Origin of the sequence: Roseovarius albus, from assembly GCF_900172335.1 — a bacterium.
GTDB classification, from domain to species: Bacteria; Pseudomonadota; Alphaproteobacteria; order Rhodobacterales; family Rhodobacteraceae; genus Roseovarius; species Roseovarius albus.
Window position 1 is genome coordinate 269,384 of record NZ_FWFX01000002.1, and the last position, 16,392, is coordinate 285,775.

A 16,392-nucleotide genomic window follows, 5' to 3' on the forward strand; every position below is an offset into this window, starting at 1 on the left:
CTACTTAACTTGCTGAGTCACAAAGACCCCAGCGGCCATGAGGCCTATCCCAGCAGCACGCGTGAGGGTTAAGGGCGTGACCGGAGAGCCGAACAGGCCGAAGTGGTCAATTGCAGCGGCACTGATCAACTGTCCCAGAAGGACGGCGAACACCGCGTTCCCCACTCCAAAATGTGGTGCGATATAGGTGATCGACAAGACATAAAAGGCGACCAGCACACCGGCCAAAAACAGGTGTTTGGGAGCACTGATCGCAGTAAACAAAGTGCTTGGTTTGTCGAAGAGCACCAAGACCACAAGAGCGCAGATGAACGCGATCGTGAACAGGAAAACCGCTGCACCCGCAGGAGAGCCAATTCGTACCCCGAGGGCGGCATTCAGAGCAGCCAGAATGGGGACACCGATGCCAGCGGCGAGCATGATCATCGCATAGAGGGTTGTTGTCGGCATAGCGTCCTCGTTCGTTAGAGTTTGCGGAAAGTGATAGCATCGCCTCTGCTAAAGGGGTTCAAATTTTTGACCTCGGATTTGACTTTTCGTGAAAGGCACGCCGGGATGAGTGCGTAGCTATTTAAATTTAGAGGTCGTTGATGACATTCCAGTACAAACCCGGGGACGACGTGGGCATTTTGGAAGACTGGCCCTTTGATAATCCGTTAAGCGACTATGTAATCCGCGAAGGACATCCACGCACTTCAGGGCGAATCGATGCGGGCGGTCCGGGGCACGCCAGCCGCTATGGCATATGGTGCTGTACCAAAGGCACGTTTGAATGCACTGAACAAGGTGACGAGTTGATGATGATCCTGTCTGGGCGGTGCCGGGTAATTGATCAAACAAGTGGAGTTACCAATGAACTCAACCCGGGGGACAGTCTGTTTGTGCGAGATGGTAGCCGGGTTATTTGGGAGATCATAGAAGATGTAACCAAGGTGTTCTTTGGTCAGAAGGCTGATGGGTACTGAGCGCTTATTGATCTATTGTGACATAAGAATCGTAATACTCAATGAAACATAGGGTTAATTCATTGAAAACGGCATTGGTCATTGGTGCATCCGGTGGGATTGGAGCGGCGGCTACTAAGGTTTTGGCCACAAAAGATGTGATCGTCACGGAGTTGTCGCGTTCGGTTGATGGTTTTGACATTTGCGATGAGCAGGTTGTTGTAGAAAGATTGGGACGTTTCGGTGCACCTTTTGATTTGATACTGGTCGCAACGGGCGCTTTGGAAATTGAAGGCTCGGAACCGGAGAAGACCCTAAGGCAGGTGAATGCACATGACATGACTAAGCAGTTCATGCTCAACAGCGTAGGTCCGTCATTGGTGTTAAAACACGCAATTCGGCTGTTACCCAAGGATCGTAGATCAGTTTTTGCCGCGCTTTCAGCACGGGTGGGTTCGATTGGTGATAATCGTCTAGGTGGCTGGTATTCTTATCGCACAGCTAAGGCTGCGCTGAACCAGATGATCCACACGGGTGCGATTGAATTGGCACGAAGTCACAAAGAGGCGATTTGCGTGGCGTTACATCCGGGGACTGTCGATACGGCTTTTACGCAGAAATACGTGGGACGGTACCCCGCAGTTCCACCTGAAAGGGCCGCTCAAAACCTGCTGTCAGTGATAGACGATCTGAAAATTGAAGACAGCGGAGGATTTTTCGACTGGAAGGGGGATGCCGTTCCTTGGTGACTTAAACTGTTGTGCCCGTTGTCAGATCCATGAACGCGCGAATGACGCGAACGTCCCGGCGGGTGGCCAGGTGTACCATGGTTTCGCTCATGCTAAGGGTGGTGTCACGCAGCGGAATTTTGACTAGGCGGGAATCGTTGCCAAACTCCGCTTCAGAGACAAACCCGATCCCGGTGCCTGCAGCCACCACTTCACGCATCGCTTCGCGGCCTTCGACTTCGAGTGCGGGAGTGAGTGTGATCTTTTTCTTTCGAGCCTCCTCTTCGAGTTTTTGACGGGTTTTCGATCCTGGTTCACGAAACACCAGCTGTTCGTTTTTCAGATCCTTGAGCGAAAGAGAATCGATGCCCCTGGGGAGATAGCCTTTGACACTGAATGCAGTGATTTTTGTGGCGCCTAAATCGACGGCAGTAAATTCGTGACCCGGATCAATGCTGCCGACAATGCCGATTTCGGCATTAAAAGTGCGCAACTCGTTCAGGATTTCTGTAGTGTTTCCGGTGCGTAGCGACACGAACACATTCGGATACCTGCGACGAAACCGGCTGAGGTGATCCGTCACGTGGTGGGCGGAATCAGCGATGATTCTAAGCTGCCCTTCGATGGCTGCCCCGGATTCCGAGAGATATTCTTCGACCTGCTGTTCGACTTCGAAAAACTGCTTGGTCAGCAGAAACAAATGCTCGCCTGCTGACGTCAGCTGAACGCCTTTTTTATCTCGGTGAAACAGCAAAATATCGTGGTCCTGTTCCAACCGCCTCACCTGTTCGGACAGGGCTGGCTGGGTCTGGAAAATGGCCTCGGCCGCGCGGGAAAATCCACCATATTTAGCCACATTATGAAAGGCTTTGATCTGACTGTATCGCATTTTTGTATGACACTTATATGATATATGTATTTCCTATGATGCCATACCAAATAACAATTTTACATATAAAAGATCATTGATCATTTATTCGGTATTGCGTTTATCTGGAGATGATCCGTGGAACACGTTGGTAACAAGATTGAAGCCCCTAAATTGGGTGAACCTTACTTGCTTACCCCGGGCCCGTTGACAACATCAATTGCTGTAAAGGAAGCCATGCTCAAGGACTGGGGAAGTTGGGACAAAGATTTTCGCGCTGTGACGCAGGAAATTCGCCAACGTTTGTTGACTTTGTTGGGGCAAGGGCATGAGGATTTCGATTGCGTTCCAATGCAGGGTTCTGGCTCTTTCGCGGTTGAGGCGATGCTTGGCAGCTTTATCCCGGAAGATGGCAAGGCGCTGGTGTTGGCAAACGGTGCCTATGGCCAACGCTCGGCCAAGACGATGGAATATTTGGGCCGTGATTTCGTATTGCTGGACAAAGGTGACTATCTGCCGCCACGCGGCGATGAGGTCGCGAAGATTTTGGCAGATGATCCGGCTATCACTCATGTCGTTGCGATTCATTGCGAGACCTCGTCGGGCATTCTGAACCCGGTTGAGGAAATTTCAGAGGTGACCTATGCCGCTGGTCGCAAATTATTGGTCGACAGCATGTCCGCCTTTGGCGCGGTCGAGTTGCAACCCAGCGAAGTACATTATGAAGCGATGGTGTCTTCGGCGAATAAATGTATCGAAGGGGTGCCCGGCTTCGGCTTTATCATCGCACGCAAGGATGAGTTGGAAGCGGCGCAGGGCAATAGCCATTCCCTGAGTTTGGATGTGCATGCCCAATGGGCGCATATGAACAAAACCGGCCAATGGCGTTTTACCCCGCCCACTCATGTTGTCGTGGCATTCCTTGAAGCGCTCAAAGCGCATGAAGCAGAGGGCAATGTTGCGGGGCGTGGCGCGCGCTATACCCGTAATCGCGATGTGGTGGTCGCCGGGATGCGTGAGTTGGGGTTTGAAACGTTGCTACAAAATCGGTGGCTCAGCCCCATTATCGTGACCTTTTTCTGCCCGGCAGATGAAAATTTCGTCTTCGATCAGTTTTACCAACTGATGAAGGACAAGGGCTTTATCATTTATCCCGGCAAGCTGACTGTGGTGGACAGTTTCCGCGTCGGCTGCATTGGGCAAATGGATGAACACATCATGCAGCAGGTTGTGACTGCCGCAAAGGAATCGCTTGCTGAGATGGGGGTTGCAAGCGCGGCCCCGCCGTCGGCAGCACTGGAAGAACGCGCCAAATTGGCGGCCTGATCAAAGGACCAAAGACTATGACCTTTCACTCTCCTGTTATTGCCAATGAGCGGGTTTACCCGGCGCCAAAAATTCCGGCGATTGCGATCTGTCTGGACGGCTGCGAGCCGGAATATCTGGATGTGGCCATCGCCAAGGGCTTGATGCCCAACCTCAAGCGGATGCGCGAAACCGGCACGGACCGACTGGCGCATTCGGTGATCCCGTCGTTCACCAATCCGAACAACCTGTCGATTGCCACTGGTCGCCCGCCAATCGTGCATGGCATCTGTGGCAATTACCTGATCGATCCCGATAGTGGCGAAGAGGTGATGATGAACGATGTGCGCTTCCTGCGCGCGCCGACCATCTTCTCGCAATTCTACGACGCCGGGTATCGCGTGGCGATGGTCACGGCCAAGGACAAGCTGCGTGCACTATTGGGGTCTGGGTTGAAGTTTGATGAGGACCGTGCGGTGGCATTTTCCTCCGAACGTTCGGGCGAGACGACGAAGTCGGAGCATGGCATCGATAACGCCAGTGAGTGGCTGGGCATGGATGTTCCAGAGGTTTATTCTTCGGAGCTGTCAGAGTTTGTTTTTGCGGCGGGTGTGAAGCTGCTGAAGGACTTCAAACCCGATGTGATGTATCTGTCGACCACGGATTACATTCAGCACAAATATGCCCCTGATCAAAAAGGTGCGCTGGATTTCTATGAGATGTTCGACCGCTACCTTGGGGAGTTAGATGAGCTGGGCGCAGCCGTTGTCGTTACCGCCGACCATGGCATGAAACCCAAGCACCACGCTGATGGATCGCCTAACGTGATCTATGCGCAGGATTTGATGGATGAGTGGCTGGGCAAGGATGCCGCCCGCGTTATCTTGCCGATCACCGACCCATACGTTGTGCACCATGGTGCGCTGGGGGCCTTCGCCACTGCCTACCTGCCCGAAGGCGCGGACAAATCTGACATCATTGCAAAACTGAAGGCGCGTGATGAGCTAATCCTTGTGATCGACAAGGAAGAGGCAATCAAACGGTTCGAGCTGCCGGGCGACCGAATTGGCGATATCGTGATGATTTCCGGCGAAAACATCTGCATTGGCACCTCCGAGCACCGGCATGATCTGGCGGCTCTCAAAGAGCCGCTGCGCAGCCATGGTGGCCTGACCGAACAGGAAGTGCCGTTCATCGTCAATCGGGTGATTGATCTGCCAAATGAGCCTGAGTTGCGCAATTTTGATGCGTTTTTCTACGCAACGACCGCAGCCGCGCTATAAAAGGGGATCAAAGAATGGATGGAAACATGACAAAGAGCGATATCCGCGTTGAAGGCATGCGAATCGGAGGCGAGATCGTCCATACCGATGATGTGGTTGAGGTGCTTTACCCCTATACCGATGAGGTGGTGGGTACTGTGCCCGCAGGGACGGCGGAACATGCGCGCAAGGCGTTCGAAATTGCAGCGAATTACAAGCCGAAACTGACACGCTATGAGCGCAGCCAGATCCTGCAGCGCGTAGGCGAGCTGATTGGAGAGAAACGCGACTATCTGGCCAAATGGCTGACGCTAGAGCTGGGCATTTGTCATCAACACGCGATTTACGAAACCAAGCGCGCGCAGGATGTGTATCAGTTTGCAGCAGCTGAAGCGCTCAAGGACGATGGTGAAATTTTCTCTTGTGATCTCACCCACAACGGCAAGGATCGCAAAATCTTCACCACGCGCGAGCCGGTGAAGGCGATTTCTGCGATCACGCCGTTCAACCACCCGCTCAACATGGTGAGCCACAAGATTGCGCCGTCGATTGCGACCAACAATTGCATGGTGTGTAAACCGACTGAGCTGACGCCGATGACCTGCCTGACGCTGGCCGATATTCTTTATGAGGCAGGCTTGCCGCCAGAGATGTTCCAGGTCGTCACTGGAATGCCGCAAGATATCGGTGACGAGATGATCACCAATGACAATATCGACATCATCACCTTCACCGGTGGTGTGCCGGTGGGCAAGATCATCGCGGAAAAAGCAGGCTACAAACGTCAGGCGCTGGAACTGGGCGGCAATGACCCGTTGATCATCTGCAACGACCTGTCTGATGCGGATCTGGACAAGGCGGCCACCATTGCCGTAGCCGGGGCAACCGGGAATTCAGGCCAGCGTTGCACCGCGATTAAACGTATTCTGGTGCAAGAAAGCGTCGCGGATAAATTTGTCCCATTGGTGCTGGAAAAGGCCAAGAAGATCAAATTTGGAGACCCTCAAGATCCTGCAACCGAGCTGGGCTGCGTGATCCATTCGCAAGCGGCAGAATTGTTTGAAAATCGGGTTTACCAAGCAGAGAAAGAAGGGGCCGAGATCCTTTATCATCCAGGCCGTCAGGGCGCTTTGCTGCCGCCGATTGTCATCGACAAGGTGCCACATGACAGCGAGTTGGTGATGGAAGAAACCTTTGGCCCCATTGTGCCAATCGTGCGGGTGCCTGATGACGATGAAGAGGTCATGCGTATCTCGAATTCGACTGAATTTGGCCTCTCCTCGGGCGTCTGCACTAACGATCTGAACCGGGCAATTGCCTATATCAATGGTTTGGATGTTGGTACCTGCAATATTTGGGAACAGCCCGGCTATCGCATTGAAATGTCACCCTTTGGTGGCATCAAAGACAGCGGCAACGGTGTGAAGGAAGGCGTCATTGAAGCGATGAAATTCTTCACCAACGTCAAGACCTACTCTCTGCCCTGGCCACGCTGAGGTCAGCACTCACGGTGAGAGAACGCCCCGGGCCGATGTGGCCCGGGCGCCAATACGATCAAGCGCGGTTTAACCGGCGCTGAAACAGCGAGGCGGCCCGATGTCAACCACCCATACCGAAGGCGAATCCAATACCTCTGAGGCGCGGGCGAAATGGTCCGCACGCGAAGGGGATGTCGCGACAAAGTCGCTTCTCAAGCGCGATGCAGATGTGTTCCTGCATCAGGCTCTGTCGTCGCCATGTGTCTCGACCATCGCCAAGGCTGAAGGGATTTGGATCGAAGATACTGCCGGTCGCCGGTATATGGATTTTCACGGTAATTCCGTTCACCACATTGGATACGGCCACCCGCGTCTGCTTTCGGCGATCAAGGCACAGTTGGATGACTTACCGTTTGCGCCACGACGTTTCACCAATGAGCCTGCGGTGGCATTGGCCGAGAAGCTGGCACAGGTTGCGCCCGGTGATCTGGGGAAAATCCTGTTCACTACTGGCGGGTCAGATGCCAATGAAGTGGCGCTTAAAATCGCCCGTGCAGCCACGGGTCGGTTCAAAACCATCAGTTTCTGGGATGCCTTTCACGGGGCCGGGTTTGGGGCCTCCTCCATCGGGGGGGAATCCACGTTCCGCAGCCATATCGCAGGGCCGTTGCTGCCGGGCGCGGAACATGTTGCACCATTCCATCCGACGCATTGCCCCTATGGCCACAAAACCCTGGAAGCCAGCGCCGAGGCCTGCGCCAATATGATAAACTACGTGCTCGAGCGTGAAGGGGATGTTTGCGCTGTCGTGGCTGAGCCGATGCGTGCCGTGCCAATTGTGCCACCGCCGGGCTTTTGGAAAGCCGTGCGCGCCGCATGTGATCGCCACGGGGCGCTGCTGATCTTGGATGAAATTCCCACAGGCTTGGGCAAAACCGGTCGGATGTTCTCGTTTGAGCATGATGAGATCGTGCCAGACATCGTTACCATTGGCAAAGCCTTGGGCGGGGGCATTTTACCGATTGCGGCCTGCGTGGCGCGGAAAGAATTGGATGTTTGCGGGGATTTTGCCATCGGGCATTACACGCATGAAAAAAACCCCGTAACCGCTCGTGCTGCATTGACCACCATTGAGATCATCGAAGATGAAAATCTGGTGGAACGTTCCGCTGAGTTAGGTGTCTATGCGCTGAACCGCTTGAAAGACGCACTTGGCCATCTTCCGATTGTAGGTGACATACGCGGTCGTGGTTTGATGTTCGGTGTTGAGATCGTCGAGGATCGAGAAACCAATGCGCCCGGTGTTGAAGCGGCAGAGCGGATTTACTACGCCTGCCTTGCTGCAGGGCTGAGCTTCAAAATCAGCCAAGGATCTGTGCTGACGCTGTCACCGCCTCTTACCATCTCCAAGGCCGAGTTGGACGTCGCCCTGATCATTGTTGAGAAAGCTGTTTTGACCGAGGCGGCGTGACCCCTGCAATTGTCTTGACGGTTCTGGCTGCTGCATTGCTGCATGCGGTCTGGAACGCGATGATCAAAGGGTCAGGTGACAAAACGGTTATGTTGGGCCTGATCGCTTTGGGGCATGTGGTGCCTGGCGTCGCAATGGCGTTTCTGTTTCCTGCGCCTGCATTGGAAGCGGTGCCCTATATCATTGCATCCACGGTCATCCATTGGGGATATTACTATTTCCTGAGTGCGGCCTACAAATTTGGCGACCTGTCATTTGTCTACCCGATTGCACGGGGCACGACACCGGTCATGATTGCAATGGGCGCAACGATTTGGGCCGATGAATATCTGTCTTGGCAGGCATGGGGCGGCATTTTGATTGTCTCGTTGGGAATCATAACCTTGGTGATTAAACGCAGCGGCTTTTCTGGTCCGGCGTTGCTGGCGGCGGTGATCACGTCTTTTACGATTGCGGCTTACTCTATTGTGGACGGCATTGGCATTCGGCTGTCGGGCAGCCCGTTGGGGTACATCGCATGGCTCTTTGTTGCCGAATTTATCGTGTTTGCGTTTGTGGGGTTACGCTTCGGTACACGCATGCGCGCGTTGACGCGGCGGATCGGCCTCATTGGTATTTGCGGCGGTGTGTTGTCTGGCGCTGCTTATGGGCTTGTTCTTTATGCCAAGATGTTTGCGCCGCTCGGGATTGTTTCGGCCTTGCGGGAAACATCGGTGGTCTTCGCGGCTTTGATCGGGGTGATATGGCTGCACGAAAGGCCTGTATTCCGAAGGCTCTTTGCCTCTGTGATTGTGGCATTTGGAATCATCGTTATCAGTCTTTAAAGGCAGTGTTTGTATTGCACCGAAGATGTCGGAAACCGTGTCATGAAAGACGATTCTTGATTTGCAGCGGAACAGGTTGATCTCTATAGACCATGATTGACGAAGCCCGTTCGCGGGCCGGAGAGGTGTGTATGCTGGGCTGACCCAAATCGGGGGCTTGCGGATACGTCGTCAGGAGGGGCAAAGCCCCTGTTGTGCTTTCCAGTCATTGTAAAGCTTTTGAAAAGGGAGGTCCCTGAATGAAATACGCAATGATTATTCCAGCACTGCTGGTTGGTTCCATGGCCAAGGCTCATGTTGGGCATTTGGGTGAGGTCGCAGGGCATGGCCACTGGTTGGGTGCGGCTGCAATTGGCGCTGCGATTGCCATCGGTCTGTGGGCCGGGTTGAAAGGCAAGTCGGACAAGGCGGATGAAGTCGAAGTCGATCAAGATACCGACGAAGAGCTGCAAGAGGCCTGAGTATATGACCAAAACAGGTGTGATGATCTGCGGGCACGGCTCGCGGAGCCAGTCGGCGGTAAATGAATTCGCTACGCTAGCTGAGAAACTCCCCCCCTATCTGCCCGATGACTGGGAGATGGAATATGGCTATCTGGAGTTTGCCAATCCGGTGATCCGCGATGGGCTGAACAAGCTGCGCGACAAGGGCTGTGATCGCATTCTCGCTGTGCCTGGCATGTTGTTTGCTGCGATGCATTCAAAGAACGATATACCAACAGTTCTGAACACCTATTCCACCAAACATGACGTAGACATTTCTTACGGGCGCGAATTGGGTGTTGACCCCAAGATGATCGCGGCAGCGGGTGGCCGCATTCAGGAAGCGATTGATGCGGCGAATGCAGCCTCTGGCGAAGTGTCCTTGCATGATACCTGCCTTGTGGTCATCGGGCGTGGGGCATCTGACCCCGACGCGAACGGCAATGTCTCAAAAATTGCCCGTCTGTTGCAAGAGGGGATGGGCTTTGGTTGGTGCGAGGTGGGCTATTCTGGTGTGACCTTCCCATTGGTTGAGCCATGCCTGCAGCACGTCGTGAAGCTGGGCTACAAACGTGTTGTTGTGTTCCCGTATTTCTTGTTCTCGGGTATTCTGATCGACCGGATTTACGGCTTTACCGATCAGGTCGCAGCGGAAAACCCCGGAATTGAATTCGTCAAAGCTGCCTACCTTGGTGATCACCCCAAGGTGCTTGAAACATTTGCTGAGCGGATCACTGAGCAAGTCGGAGCTGTGCCGCCGCCCAATTGTGGGACTTGTCAGTATCGCACACAGGTTCTGGCGATTGAGGGAGAAGGCGAACGCACAATCACACCTGAGCAGCGCGCGACAATAGCCGCTGAAAATGGCGCGGGTCATCCCGCCTTTGGTGATGTTCCACCGCCCACTTGCGTGATGTGCAAATACCGTACGCAGGTTCTGGGTTTTGAGGCCGAAGTGGGTGCTGTTCAGGAAAGCCACCACCACCATGTAGAGGGGCAAGGCGCCTCTGCTCCCGGATCGAACGTTGAAGATTGCAATCACTGCGACACATTCTGCACCGGCATGTGCCGTTTGTTGATGGGTGGGCATCACCACCATCATCATGATCACGACCACGATCATCACCACCATGAACACGGGCATAGCCACGATCATGACCACGGGCATCATCACCACGACCATGACCATCACCACGCCGAATACCCGCATGCTGACCACCCGCACGGGCCGGAAAGCGCCCGCAACGCAAAGGTATGACGCTGGACATGATGCGCCCTTATGAAAAAGATCCCTCGGCTATTTACGCCGAGAGCTTTGCAACCGTGCGCCGCGAGGCACGATTGGATCGTTTTGGCCCGGGATTGGAAGCACTGGCCATCCGATTGATCCATGCCTGTGGCATGGTCGAGGTGGCAGATTGGTTGGATTTCTCGCCGGATGTTTACGAATCTGGCCATGCCGCTTTGCAAGCCGGAGCACCAGTGTTGTGTGATTGCGAGATGGTCGGTGCAGGCATCATCCGTAGGTATCTGCCAGCAGACAATCAGGTGATCGTCACGTTGAATGATCCATCGGTGCCGGGCCGGGCCAAAGACATTGGTAATACCCGATCTGCCGCTGCAGTTGAGTTATGGGCAGAGCATCTTGAGGGTGCTGTTGTGGCGATTGGCAATGCTCCAACCGCTTTATTCCACTTGTTGGAATTGCTGGATCAAGGCGCGCCGAAACCGGCGGCGATCTTGGGCTTCCCAGTTGGTTTTGTTGGGGCTTCAGAATCCAAGGCAGAGCTGGCAGCACGTCCGCGGGGCTGTGAGTTTGTTGCCTTGCGCGGACGACGCGGTGGGTCGGCGATTGCCTCTGCAGCGGTGAATGCTTTGGCGGCTGGCCTACCGGAGATTGCCAAATGAGCGAAGCCTGGTTGCATATCGTCGGTATTGGCGAAGATGGGATGGACGGATTGGTTCCTGCGACCCGGGCCATTGTTGAGGCGGCTGAGGTGATTATTGGCGGCGACCGGCATCACAAGCTCTCGGATAATACAACAGCAGAGCGCGTGGCATGGCCATCACCATTTGATGCGCTGATTGATCTGTTGATTGCCAAGCGCGGCAAGCGCGTGGTGGTACTGGCCACAGGAGATCCGCTGTGGTTCTCGGTCGGTGCGCGGATTGGGCGTGAAATTGAAGCTAATGAGGTCGTCTATCATCCGCAGTTGTCAGCGTTCCAACTGGCTGCAGCGCGCATGGGCTGGTCGATGGCAGATCTTGAAACGCTGACCGTGCATGGACGCCCGGTCGAGCAGATGATTGCCTTTATCCAACCCGAGGTGCGATTGCTGATCCTGACTACGGGTGCGGAAACGCCGGGGCAGATCGCGCAGTTTCTGACCGAACGTGGGTTTGGCCGTTCTAAAATGAGCGTGTTGGCGGCGATGGGTGGCAAAGATGAAGCGCGCTTTGATGGCGTCGCGGAAAGCTGGGACCACGACGTGCCGGCTTTTAATACGCTTGCCGTCGAATGTGTAGCAGCCCCCGATGCGGCGCTGTTGCCACGTGTTCCGGGGCTTGCGGACGAGTTGTTTCAACACGATGGCACAATGACCAAGCAAGAGGTGCGCGCGGCGACCTTGGCCAAGCTGATGCCGATGCGCGGGGCGCTCTTGTGGGATGTCGGCACAGGTTGCGGTTCCATCGCAGTTGAGTGGATGCGTGGCGCGCGCTATGCCCGTGCGATTGGGATTGAGCCGCGTGCTGATCGCCGGGCGATGGCGGCAGCCAATGCCTTGGCGCTTGGGGTTCCAAAGCTGCAATTGGTCGAAGGACGCGTTCCTGACGCATTGAATGGCTTGGATGCCCCGGATGCGGTGTTCATTGGTGGTGGTCTGAGCCGCGAGACCTTTGAAGCCTCTTGGGCGGCTTTGCGTCCGCTGGGGCGGATGGTCTGCAATGCGGTCACGCTGGAAAGCGAGGCGCTGCTTTTGGAATTGCACAAGGAACATGGCGGGCAACTTGTAAAGCTGAGCGTCAACCGGGCGGAACCTATTGGTGGTCTGACGGGATGGCGGCCACTAATGCCAGTGACGCAGTGGAGCCTGATCAAACGATGAGTGAAACTGTGATGGTTGGTAAATTTTACGGTGTCGGCCTTGGGCCCGGCGATCCTGAGCTAATGACGCTGCGGGCGCATCGGTTGATTTCCAATGCTGCGGTCGTGGCCTATCCTGCTTTGGCGGGCGCAGAGAGTTTTGCACGAGCGATTGCCGCCGATGTGATTACACAAGGAGCGCGTGAGATCGTTATGGATGTGCCGATGACAGTGGAACGCGCCCCGGCACAGGCCGCTTATGACAAAGGGGCCGAAGAGATCGCATCGGCACTGGAGGCCGGGCAGGATGTTATCTGCCTGTGTGAAGGTGACCCGTTTTTCTACGGCTCTTTTATGTATCTCTTTATGCGTCTGTCAGATCGGTATGAGGTCGAAGTAGTGCCGGGGGTGACTTCGATCACAACCTGTGCGGCCCGGGCGGGCATGCCTCTGGTCGCGCGCAATGAACGGCTGACTGTTTTGCCGGGGCCTTTGCCTGAGGACGAGCTCCGCACGCGCATTGAAGGCGCGGAAAGCGTGGCGATCATGAAAGTCGGGCGGCATCTGGCCAAGATCCGTAGTGTGATTGACAAATTGGGCTTTGCTGACAAGGCCATGTATGTGGAGCGTGCAAGCCTGCCCGATGAGGTGGTGTTGCCGCTGAGAGAGGCGCCTGAAAAAGCGCCTTACTTTTCAATGATTTTGCTAACAAAAGGGGCCGATCCATGGCTGTGAATCCAGTGGTACTGGCGCTGTCGCGCTCGGGTGAGGAAGTGGCGCACAAGGTTGCTGCGCTGATCGGTGCGCCGGTGCATGGGCGCGAGGGACGCGTGGAAAAGGCCGATGCGTTTTTTTCCAACGCGCTGGATCATGCGCGGGATCTGTTTGCCGCAGGTGTGCCGGTTGTGGGCGTCTGTGCCAGTGGGATTCTGATCCGCGCCGTGGCCCCGATGCTGTCAGATAAACGTGCCGAACCGCCGGTGGTTTCTATCTCTGACGACGGATCGGTTGTGGTGCCGCTATTGGGAGGTCATCGCGGAGCGAACCGCTTGGCCACGGAGATTGCCAAAGGCTTGGAAGCCGTGGCCGCCGTAACCACGGCGGGCGATGTCGCCATGGGCGTGGCTTTGGATGAACCCCCTGTTGGATATCGTCTGGCGAATCCTGAAGATGCCAAAGGCTCGATGGCGGCGATGTTGTCGGGTGGCGGCATTTCGGTCGCTGGCGAAAACATCTTTGACCTTGAGAACAGCGGTGATTCTGTCGAACTTTGCGTGACCGAAGCGCCTGCCGAATCAAGTGAAGCGCGTTTGGTCTATCATCCTCAACGCTTTGCATTGGGCCTGGGTTGTGCGCGTGGCTGTGACAGCGACGAGCTGTGGACGCTGGTGCAGAAGAGCATGGCGGCAAATAACATTGCGGCAGGCGCGATTGCTTATGTGGCCTCGATAGATCTGAAAGCAGATGAAGTGGCGATGAATGACGTGGCCCGTCGTTTGGGCGTGCCGTTCCGCTTGTTCACGGCAGATGAATTGGAAGCGCAGGCTGGCAAATTGGCGAATCCATCCGATGTGGTTTTTGCTGAAGTGGGCTGCCATGGCGTCTCTGAAGGAGCGGCGCTGACTTGTGGTGGTGTCTTGGTCGTTGAGAAACAAAAAACCGCCAATGCGACCTGTGCGATTGCGCGGGCGGATGAAGTGATCACCGACATGCCGGGCCGTGCGCGCGGTCGACTATCTGTCGTGGGCATCGGTCCAGGTCAGGCAGCGTGGCGGACGCCGGAAGTGTCGAAGCTGGTGTCCGAGGCGGAAGAACTGGTCGGTTATGGCCTGTACATCGACCTGCTGGGACCGCTGGCCGCTGGCAAGGAACGCTCTGACTTCCCATTGGGCGGAGAAGAGGCGCGGTGCCGCTATGCACTGGAACAGGCCGCCAAGGGCAAGAACGTGTCGCTGGTTTGTTCGGGTGATGCCGGCATTTATGCAATGGGCGCATTGGTGTTTGAATTGCTGGATCGCGGTGAAGACGAGCACGGTGTCTCGGATGCGGCGCATCGGGTTGACGTCGTGTGCTCGCCGGGCGTGTCAGCCCTGCAAGGGGCCGCAGCGCGGGCCGGGGCACCCTTAGGGCATGATTTCTGCACCATCAGCCTATCGGACCTTTTGACCCCGCGTGACGACATCATTCGGCGCTTGCACGCGGCAGCGGAAGGGGATTTTGTGATCGCTTTCTACAATCCGGTTTCAAAAACCCGTCGGACCTTGTTGGCGGAGGCCCGTGATATCTTGCTGCAGCACCGCCCGGCGGATACGCCGGTAATGTTGGCTAGCTCACTCGGGCGACCAGAAGAATATATCCGCTATCGCCGTTTGGATGCGCTGGAAGTGGATGAGGTGGACATGCTGACCGTGGTGTTGATCGGGTCTTCTAACTCCCGTCTGGCGCAGCTGGGCGAGGGACCACGGATGTTCACACCGCGCGGGTATGCCCGCAAGATTGATGGTGATTTGGCACAACAGGCGTGATGGGGTCGGGCGCTCGTTGCCGGTTTCGGCAACATCGCCCCGCCCACAATCCCGCAATGGAGAGATGAGATGACGGTATTTTTTATCGGAGCAGGTCCGGGCGATCCGGAGCTTTTGACCAAGAAGGCAGAGCGGATCATCGGGGAATGCCCGGTCTGTCTGTACGCCGGGTCTTTGGTGCCACCTGAAGTCGTGGCTTGCGCGCCAGACGGGGCGAAGGTGATGGACACGGCACCAATGACGTTGGATGACACACATGCCGAGATCAAGGCTGCACATGATCGGGGTGAGAACGTCGCTCGGGTGCATTCGGGCGATCCGTCGCTTTATGGCGCGATTGCCGAGCAGATCCGCCGCTTGCGGGCGGATGGTATCGATTATCAAATCATCCCGGGTGTGCCGGCTTATGCAGCGATGGCGGCGGAAATGAAGCAGGAATTGACCATCCCCGAGATCGCACAATCGATCGTGCTGACACGGATGTCGATGCAATCAACCTCGATGCCCGAGGGCGAAACACTGGAAAACTTTGCCCGGACGGGGGCGACGCTGGCAATTCATCTTGCGGTGCGCAACATGCGCGAGATTGAGCGAGTGCTTGTGCCACATTACGGTGAGGATTGCCCGGTGGTCGTAGGATACCGTGTGGGGTGGCCCGATCAGATGCTGATCCGCGGCACGCTGAGTGATATTCGCAAAAAAGTGCGTTCTGAGAAGATCACCCGGACGGCACTGATCATGGTGGGACCTGCCTTGCGTGAAATGCAGGATTTCAAGGATTCCGCGCTGTATGACCCGTCGATTCCGCATGTATTACGACCGGTGACGGGTGTTGATTTGGTTGAAGATCACAACACTTAAGCCGATTCTTTTGCATCACGTTCTGCCGGGAGCGGTTTCGGCAGAATGCTCTATGATCCGCGCGGGGTGCGGTCATTGCGGTCGGATGGGAAACAATTGTTACTCAAAGGCAGTCTCTTTGGGGTTAAATTGTGGCAGTGCTCGCAATTTAACGTGATTGTTACACCGTTCTGCGACATCATTTATGCATTGTAGTGAAAGTGATGTGAACGATGATGAGTTTTTTGCCAAAGGAAATTTCCGAAGGATTGGAACGCGCTCGCAAATTGGCAGAGCGGAAGAATACCAAGTTGAAAATCCACGTCGATGGCAAATCCTATAAAGTAATGTCGGCTTGGGAAAACGGTTTCGCTTTGGAGCCGAGCATTCTTATCAGGGGACGTGTGGCGCTTTATGATGGGGAACGGTTGATTTCACATTGCCTGATCGTTGCCTCGGAAGAGGGAGACGGTGAACGTCGGTTTGAATACAAGCGCATCACCGAGGCGGTGGAAGAACAGCCTTTGGATTTTTACCGTGCGCCGGATGCACCGGTGGCGTTGATTACACAGCACTAAGC

17 protein-coding genes are annotated in these 16,392 nt (G+C 55.4%); 15 read left to right on the forward strand and 2 right to left on the reverse strand.

Features of this window, described 5'->3' with window-relative positions; translation table 11 throughout:
- The gene (locus ROA7450_RS04105) at positions 1–450 is read right to left on the reverse strand and encodes a DMT family transporter (protein ID WP_085804392.1); all 450 of its coding nucleotides are present in this window, start codon (positions 448–450) and stop codon (positions 1–3) included.
- A 140-nt stretch (positions 451–590) separates the two neighbouring features.
- On the opposite strand from ROA7450_RS04105, the gene ROA7450_RS04110 reads away from it, so the two are divergent.
- Positions 591–965 carry a cupin domain-containing protein gene (locus tag ROA7450_RS04110; RefSeq protein WP_085804393.1) on the forward strand — a complete coding sequence of 125 codons (375 nt, stop codon included), beginning with the start codon at positions 591–593 and terminating at the stop codon, positions 963–965.
- Positions 966–1,027: 62 nt separating this feature from the next.
- Positions 1,028–1,693: an SDR family NAD(P)-dependent oxidoreductase gene (locus ROA7450_RS04115; RefSeq protein WP_143534368.1), complete on the forward strand. Its 666-nt coding sequence runs from the start codon at positions 1,028–1,030 to the stop codon at positions 1,691–1,693.
- A gap of 1 nt (position 1,694) precedes the next feature.
- Here ROA7450_RS04115 and ROA7450_RS04120 read toward each other — a convergent pair whose 3' ends face one another.
- Positions 1,695–2,561, reverse strand: a complete 867-nt coding sequence (locus ROA7450_RS04120) for a LysR substrate-binding domain-containing protein (protein WP_085804395.1) — start codon at positions 2,559–2,561, stop codon at positions 1,695–1,697.
- Between the two features lie 117 nt (positions 2,562–2,678).
- On the opposite strand from ROA7450_RS04120, the gene ROA7450_RS04125 reads away from it, so the two are divergent.
- The 13 genes from ROA7450_RS04125 (at position 2,679) to ROA7450_RS04185 (ending at position 16,390) form a co-directional block, all read left to right on the forward strand.
- Complete coding sequence (locus ROA7450_RS04125; RefSeq protein ID WP_085804396.1) at positions 2,679–3,866, forward strand: 2-aminoethylphosphonate--pyruvate transaminase; 1,188 nt, start codon at positions 2,679–2,681, stop codon at positions 3,864–3,866.
- A 17-nt stretch (positions 3,867–3,883) separates the two neighbouring features.
- The gene (gene phnA / locus ROA7450_RS04130; RefSeq protein ID WP_085804397.1) at positions 3,884–5,128 is read left to right on the forward strand and encodes a phosphonoacetate hydrolase; all 1,245 of its coding nucleotides are present in this window, start codon (positions 3,884–3,886) and stop codon (positions 5,126–5,128) included.
- A 26-nt stretch (positions 5,129–5,154) separates the two neighbouring features.
- Entirely contained in the window at positions 5,155–6,603 is a 1,449-nt protein-coding gene (gene phnY / locus ROA7450_RS04135) for a phosphonoacetaldehyde dehydrogenase (RefSeq protein ID WP_085804647.1), read from the forward strand.
- Positions 6,604–6,703: 100 nt separating this feature from the next.
- On the forward strand, positions 6,704–8,056 hold the full coding sequence (gene pbfA, locus ROA7450_RS04140; protein ID WP_085804398.1) for a (R)-1-hydroxy-2-aminoethylphosphonate ammonia-lyase: 1,353 nt from the start codon (positions 6,704–6,706) through the stop codon (positions 8,054–8,056).
- Positions 8,053–8,880: an EamA family transporter gene (locus ROA7450_RS04145; RefSeq protein ID WP_085804399.1), complete on the forward strand. Its 828-nt coding sequence runs from the start codon at positions 8,053–8,055 to the stop codon at positions 8,878–8,880. The genes pbfA and ROA7450_RS04145 overlap by 4 nt, the downstream gene beginning before the upstream one ends.
- 239 nt (positions 8,881–9,119) lie before the next feature.
- Positions 9,120–9,341, forward strand: coding sequence for a DUF6732 family protein (locus ROA7450_RS04150; RefSeq protein WP_085804400.1), 222 nt, complete (start codon positions 9,120–9,122; stop codon positions 9,339–9,341).
- 4 nt (positions 9,342–9,345) lie between these two features.
- Positions 9,346–10,620: a sirohydrochlorin chelatase gene (locus ROA7450_RS04155; protein ID WP_085804401.1), complete on the forward strand. Its 1,275-nt coding sequence runs from the start codon at positions 9,346–9,348 to the stop codon at positions 10,618–10,620.
- An 11-nt stretch (positions 10,621–10,631) separates the two neighbouring features.
- Complete coding sequence (locus tag ROA7450_RS04160; RefSeq protein WP_200812925.1) at positions 10,632–11,270, forward strand: precorrin-8X methylmutase; 639 nt, start codon at positions 10,632–10,634, stop codon at positions 11,268–11,270.
- Positions 11,267–12,469 carry a precorrin-6y C5,15-methyltransferase (decarboxylating) subunit CbiE gene (gene cbiE, locus ROA7450_RS04165; protein ID WP_085804402.1) on the forward strand — a complete coding sequence of 401 codons (1,203 nt, stop codon included), beginning with the start codon at positions 11,267–11,269 and terminating at the stop codon, positions 12,467–12,469. The genes ROA7450_RS04160 and cbiE overlap by 4 nt, the downstream gene beginning before the upstream one ends.
- An 11-nt stretch (positions 12,470–12,480) precedes the next feature.
- Positions 12,481–13,182: a precorrin-2 C(20)-methyltransferase gene (cobI, locus tag ROA7450_RS04170; protein ID WP_085804649.1), complete on the forward strand. Its 702-nt coding sequence runs from the start codon at positions 12,481–12,483 to the stop codon at positions 13,180–13,182.
- The gene (gene cobJ, locus ROA7450_RS04175; RefSeq protein WP_085804403.1) at positions 13,173–14,972 is read left to right on the forward strand and encodes a precorrin-3B C(17)-methyltransferase; all 1,800 of its coding nucleotides are present in this window, start codon (positions 13,173–13,175) and stop codon (positions 14,970–14,972) included. Before cobI ends, cobJ begins: the two co-directional genes overlap by 10 nt.
- A gap of 69 nt (positions 14,973–15,041) precedes the next feature.
- Positions 15,042–15,833, forward strand: coding sequence for a precorrin-4 C(11)-methyltransferase (gene cobM, locus ROA7450_RS04180; RefSeq protein WP_085804404.1), 792 nt, complete (start codon positions 15,042–15,044; stop codon positions 15,831–15,833).
- A 215-nt stretch (positions 15,834–16,048) separates the two neighbouring features.
- Positions 16,049–16,390, forward strand: coding sequence for a hypothetical protein (locus ROA7450_RS04185; RefSeq protein ID WP_234999432.1), 342 nt, complete (start codon positions 16,049–16,051; stop codon positions 16,388–16,390).
- Positions 16,391–16,392: the final 2 nt, after the last annotated feature.

Excerpts from the sequence above, each read along its gene's own strand:
- pbfA (WP_085804398.1), top strand. The coding sequence starts at position 6,704 with ATGTCAACCACCCATACCGAAGGCGAATCCAATACCTCTGAGGCGCGG.
- cbiE (WP_085804402.1), top strand. The coding sequence starts at position 11,267 with ATGAGCGAAGCCTGGTTGCATATCGTCGGTATTGGCGAAGATGGGATG.
- phnY (WP_085804647.1), top strand. The coding sequence starts at position 5,155 with ATGACAAAGAGCGATATCCGCGTTGAAGGCATGCGAATCGGAGGCGAG.
- cobI (WP_085804649.1), top strand. The coding sequence starts at position 12,481 with ATGGTTGGTAAATTTTACGGTGTCGGCCTTGGGCCCGGCGATCCTGAG.
- ROA7450_RS04150 (WP_085804400.1), top strand. The coding sequence starts at position 9,120 with ATGAAATACGCAATGATTATTCCAGCACTGCTGGTTGGTTCCATGGCC.
- ROA7450_RS04110 (WP_085804393.1), top strand. The coding sequence starts at position 591 with ATGACATTCCAGTACAAACCCGGGGACGACGTGGGCATTTTGGAAGAC.
- ROA7450_RS04185 (WP_234999432.1), top strand. The coding sequence starts at position 16,049 with ATGAGTTTTTTGCCAAAGGAAATTTCCGAAGGATTGGAACGCGCTCGC.
- ROA7450_RS04160 (WP_200812925.1), top strand. The coding sequence starts at position 10,632 with ATGCGCCCTTATGAAAAAGATCCCTCGGCTATTTACGCCGAGAGCTTT.
- phnA (WP_085804397.1), top strand. The coding sequence starts at position 3,884 with ATGACCTTTCACTCTCCTGTTATTGCCAATGAGCGGGTTTACCCGGCG.
- ROA7450_RS04105 (WP_085804392.1), bottom strand. The coding sequence starts at position 450 with ATGCCGACAACAACCCTCTATGCGATGATCATGCTCGCCGCTGGCATC.
- cobM (WP_085804404.1), top strand. The coding sequence starts at position 15,042 with ATGACGGTATTTTTTATCGGAGCAGGTCCGGGCGATCCGGAGCTTTTG.
- cobJ (WP_085804403.1), top strand. The coding sequence starts at position 13,173 with ATGGCTGTGAATCCAGTGGTACTGGCGCTGTCGCGCTCGGGTGAGGAA.
- ROA7450_RS04155 (WP_085804401.1), top strand. The coding sequence starts at position 9,346 with ATGACCAAAACAGGTGTGATGATCTGCGGGCACGGCTCGCGGAGCCAG.
- ROA7450_RS04120 (WP_085804395.1), bottom strand. The coding sequence starts at position 2,561 with ATGCGATACAGTCAGATCAAAGCCTTTCATAATGTGGCTAAATATGGT.